This is a genomic window from Oceanispirochaeta sp., assembly GCF_027859075.1.
Classification (GTDB): Bacteria; Spirochaetota; Spirochaetia; order DSM-2461; family DSM-2461; genus Oceanispirochaeta.
In genome coordinates this window covers 1-3,411 of sequence record NZ_JAQIBL010000157.1, presented here as the reverse complement: position 1 = coordinate 3,411, position 3,411 = coordinate 1, and the positions used below count along the sequence as shown (strand labels likewise).

At 52.1% G+C, this 3,411-nt stretch carries 5 protein-coding genes; 4 read left to right on the top strand and 1 reads right to left on the bottom strand.

The genetic code is table 11. The annotated features are described in order from the left end of the window. From PF479_RS08740 to PF479_RS08725, 4 genes are all read left to right on the top strand, one after another. The coding region (locus tag PF479_RS08740) for a cyclic pyranopterin monophosphate synthase MoaC (protein WP_298005023.1) at positions 1 to 159 on the top strand (159 nt) is incomplete at its 5' end. 161 nt (positions 160 to 320) lie between these two features. After that, positions 321 to 767 carry an MOSC domain-containing protein gene (locus tag PF479_RS08735; protein ID WP_298005021.1) on the top strand — a complete coding sequence of 149 codons (447 nt, stop codon included), beginning with the start codon at positions 321 to 323 and terminating at the stop codon, positions 765 to 767. Next, on the top strand, positions 739 to 1,206 hold the full coding sequence (locus PF479_RS08730; RefSeq protein WP_298005019.1) for a MogA/MoaB family molybdenum cofactor biosynthesis protein: 468 nt from the start codon (positions 739 to 741) through the stop codon (positions 1,204 to 1,206). Before PF479_RS08735 ends, PF479_RS08730 begins: the two co-directional genes overlap by 29 nt. A gap of 149 nt (positions 1,207 to 1,355) precedes the next feature. After that, complete coding sequence (locus tag PF479_RS08725) at positions 1,356 to 1,787, top strand: hypothetical protein (protein WP_298005017.1); 432 nt, start codon at positions 1,356 to 1,358, stop codon at positions 1,785 to 1,787. Here the strand turns inward: PF479_RS08725 and PF479_RS08720 are convergent. Further along, the coding region (locus PF479_RS08720; RefSeq protein ID WP_298005015.1) for an iron-containing alcohol dehydrogenase at positions 1,770 to 3,411 on the bottom strand (1,642 nt) is incomplete at its 5' end. The two genes, PF479_RS08725 and PF479_RS08720, sit on opposite strands and share 18 nt — an antisense overlap.

Here is a 3,411-nt window from a genome sequence, read left to right as displayed (position 1 = left end):
GCCAAAACAGTGTGCACCGATAAAACCGGTATCGAAATGGAAGCCCTGACGGCTGTATCCATTGCGGCCCTCACAGTTTACGACATGTGCAAGGCGGTGGATAAGCAGATGAGGATCGGCGATATCCACCTCATCGAAAAGACCAAGCTCCCCCTTTAAGCCCTTTGGCCCTGAGCTAGAATAACACCAGAGCTGTAAATCCGCCCTGGTAGGAAATAGACACTGGTAGTAAATAGAACCTGGTAGTAAAAAGGCCCTTAGGCCTATGCAATGAACACACCAAGGCAGTAGCACTGCCTTGGTAGAATAAAGGACTTAAAATGACCCATGAAATAAAATTCAAACTTCTGTCCCTCAATGTCTCCGAAAATAAGGTAGAACACAAAAAGCCTGTTGATACTATGGAATTGAGAGTGGATCACGGGATAGTAGGTGACGCCCACGCGGGCAACTGGCACCGCCAGATTTCCATGCTGGCCCAGGAAGATGTGGATACCATGCAGGGTAAAGGCATAGAACTCGGTTATGGTGATTTTGCGGAGAATTTGACCACAGAAGGCATCAACCTGAGTGTTCTTCCTGTAGGGACTCAAATACGATTAGGGGATTGCGAAGTGGAGGTGACACAGATTGGAAAGGAGTGTCACCATGGTTGTGCCGTCTTCCAGATTGTGGGAGACTGTGTGATGCCCCGGAAGGGAATCTTTGTCAAAGTTCTGGAGGGAGGGACCATCAGCCGTGACAGTGACTGTTCTTACCGCCAGTGACCGGGCCAGCCGGGGGGAATACGAAGACCTCTCGGGACCGGAAATCGAATCCATTATTTTGGAAGCTTATCCGGAATGCCGGGTGAACCGGGTGATTGTTCCCGATGACCCGGATGCCATCCGGAGAGCCCTGGAAGAGAACCTGGGGGATGACTATATCCTGACCACAGGAGGAACAGGCATATCCCCCCGGGATGTGACACCCGAGGTCAGCCGTGAGTTCTGCGATTACGAACTGCCGGGCATTGCGGAGATCCTCCGCTCCGAGTCCTACAGGGAGACGCCTCAGGCAATGCTCTCCAGAGGATATGCGGGGATAAAGAACCAGACGATTGTTGTAAACTTCCCCGGTTCTGTCAAAGCCGTCAGGCTCTGCACCAGAGTGCTGATCCCCATCATGAATCACAGCGGAAGGATGCTCCGGGGAGAGGGTCATTGAAAAAGCCTTCTGTTGGATCGATTCTGTCCATGATGACCCCAGGGAAAGTATCCATTTTCAAATCATAATATATATTATCAGAAGCGGTAATTTCGAGTATAATTTTTACCTGTAAGAAAAAAAAATGACGATATATCAGGGAGACTCCCATGGCCAGCGTATCCGGAATCTATATTAAAAAAAGCAAAGAAGACCTCAGAGAAGAAATAAGCGAAGGATTTTTCAAAGCCGATTTCGGCCTGGAAGGGGATATAAACTCTGCACCGGGTCCCAGACAGGTCTGCCTGCTCCGCAGGGAAAACAGAGAAGAGGTTAAGGTGGATACAAGGAACGGCCTCTGTTTCAAACGATTCAACGAAACCCTTCAGATAGAAGGGTTGGACCTGGAAAGCTTAAACCTGGACAGCTGGCTCCGCATCGGCGATGCCATACTAAAAGTGACTGTCTGCGGCAAGAAGTGCTGGCCCGAATGTGAAATCATCCAGAGCGGCGCCGTCTGCTCCCTGAATAAATCGGCCCGGTTCCTGGCGGTTCTGGAATCAGGCATGATCCGAAAAGGCGACTCAGTAGCTCTCCTCTAAGACCCTCATAATCTCCACATACCCCAGCTCTACAGGATTATAGGCAATGGACGCATCACCCATGGCTGTCAGGGCTATCTGAGAAAAATGTTCTTTAGTGACAAGGGGCATACCCTCCCGGTTCAAGACCTGACTGAATTTTTCCGGATGGCGTCCTCCTGTTTTTTCACGAAGAAGGCGATTCATATCCTTGATGATCTGTATGGCTTTTCCGGCTTTTTCCGATTCATCCGTACTTTCTGATATCCCCGGACCCGCCAGTGCCCCCAGGAGTTCGGCCAGAAGAGGCTCAATGACAGCAAAGTTATACTCCAGGGCATGGGGCAGAAGGATAGACATACAGCTGCCGTGAGGCACATGACAGTGAGCCCCCACAGAGTGTCCGATAGTATGCACCATACCCACCATAGAATTGGAGAAGGCCTGTCCTGCCAGGGAGGAGGCAAGGGCCAGCTGCAGCCTGTGTTCCCTGTTCAGGGGTTCTTCAACCGCCGGAATAAGATGATCCCGGATCATTTCGATCGCCCTCCAGGCCATCTGGTCGCTCATAGGGTTCTTTCCAAGGCATGTAAAGGCCTCGACCGCATGAGAGAGGGCATCCATCCCGGTGATGGAGGTCAGAAAGGGCGGCAGTGATGCTGTAAGACTGCTGTCCAGGATGGCATAATCCGGCTGCAGATGGACCGAGACATAAAGGATTTTCCGAGCCCGGGCATCATCGGCGATGACTGCCACTTTCGTCATTTCAGACCCTGTCCCGGAGGTCGTCGGGATGGTGATAAAGGGAGTATACATCCGGGGAATACGGCCGGAACCGGCCCATTCGCTCAGATCCTGCACCCCCAGAGAAACATTCATATACACACCCTTCCCCGTGTCCAGAACCGAACCGCCCCCCAGGGCGATCAGACCGTCATGATTCTGTTTTGTATATAGAGCAGAGATCTCATTGACGACCCGCAGGCTTGAATCGGGAGGTATGTCGTCATAAACGTCATATTCGGTCTCACCCATCAGGGCTGTGACCCTGTCCAGCAGACCCACGGCCACAATCCCTTTATCAGTCAGGATCAAGGGCCGGGAGACTCCTTTTTTCCGGAGCAGTCCGGGCAGTTCTTCCAGAGAGTCATGACCGCTGTAGAGGGATGTCCGGCTGCTGTAGGAGAAGGCCCGGGGCAAGCGGATCTTCCCGGGCATGCCGGCCAGCCCGGACGTGACTGCCGAGGCATAGGTTCTGAAAAACCGTTCCAACACATCATTGTCTTTGATAAAGAGGCTGTCTATCACAAGGAATTCTGTAACAGGTTCATCCAGACCGGCCAGGTGGGAGTTCTCCAGTGGAACCAAGGCCTTAGGTCGAGGGTCGGAGGCATACTTCAGAGCCAGAGATTTCCCCCCGGCCAGAATAAGAAAGTCCGCATCCTCCGGAGGAAGAAAGCTTGTCACAATCAAGGAAGAGACAAAGCCCGGGGCCATATTCCGCGCAGCCCGGGCGGCTTTCTTCATATTTTCAGAATCGGTGAGAACCACAGGTTTTTGAACCTGCAGATGGATCAGCTCTGAAGCCAGCTGTGCCGTCATGGCACGGCCAAAAAGGATTGTTCCGGCAGGCTTAAAATGTATA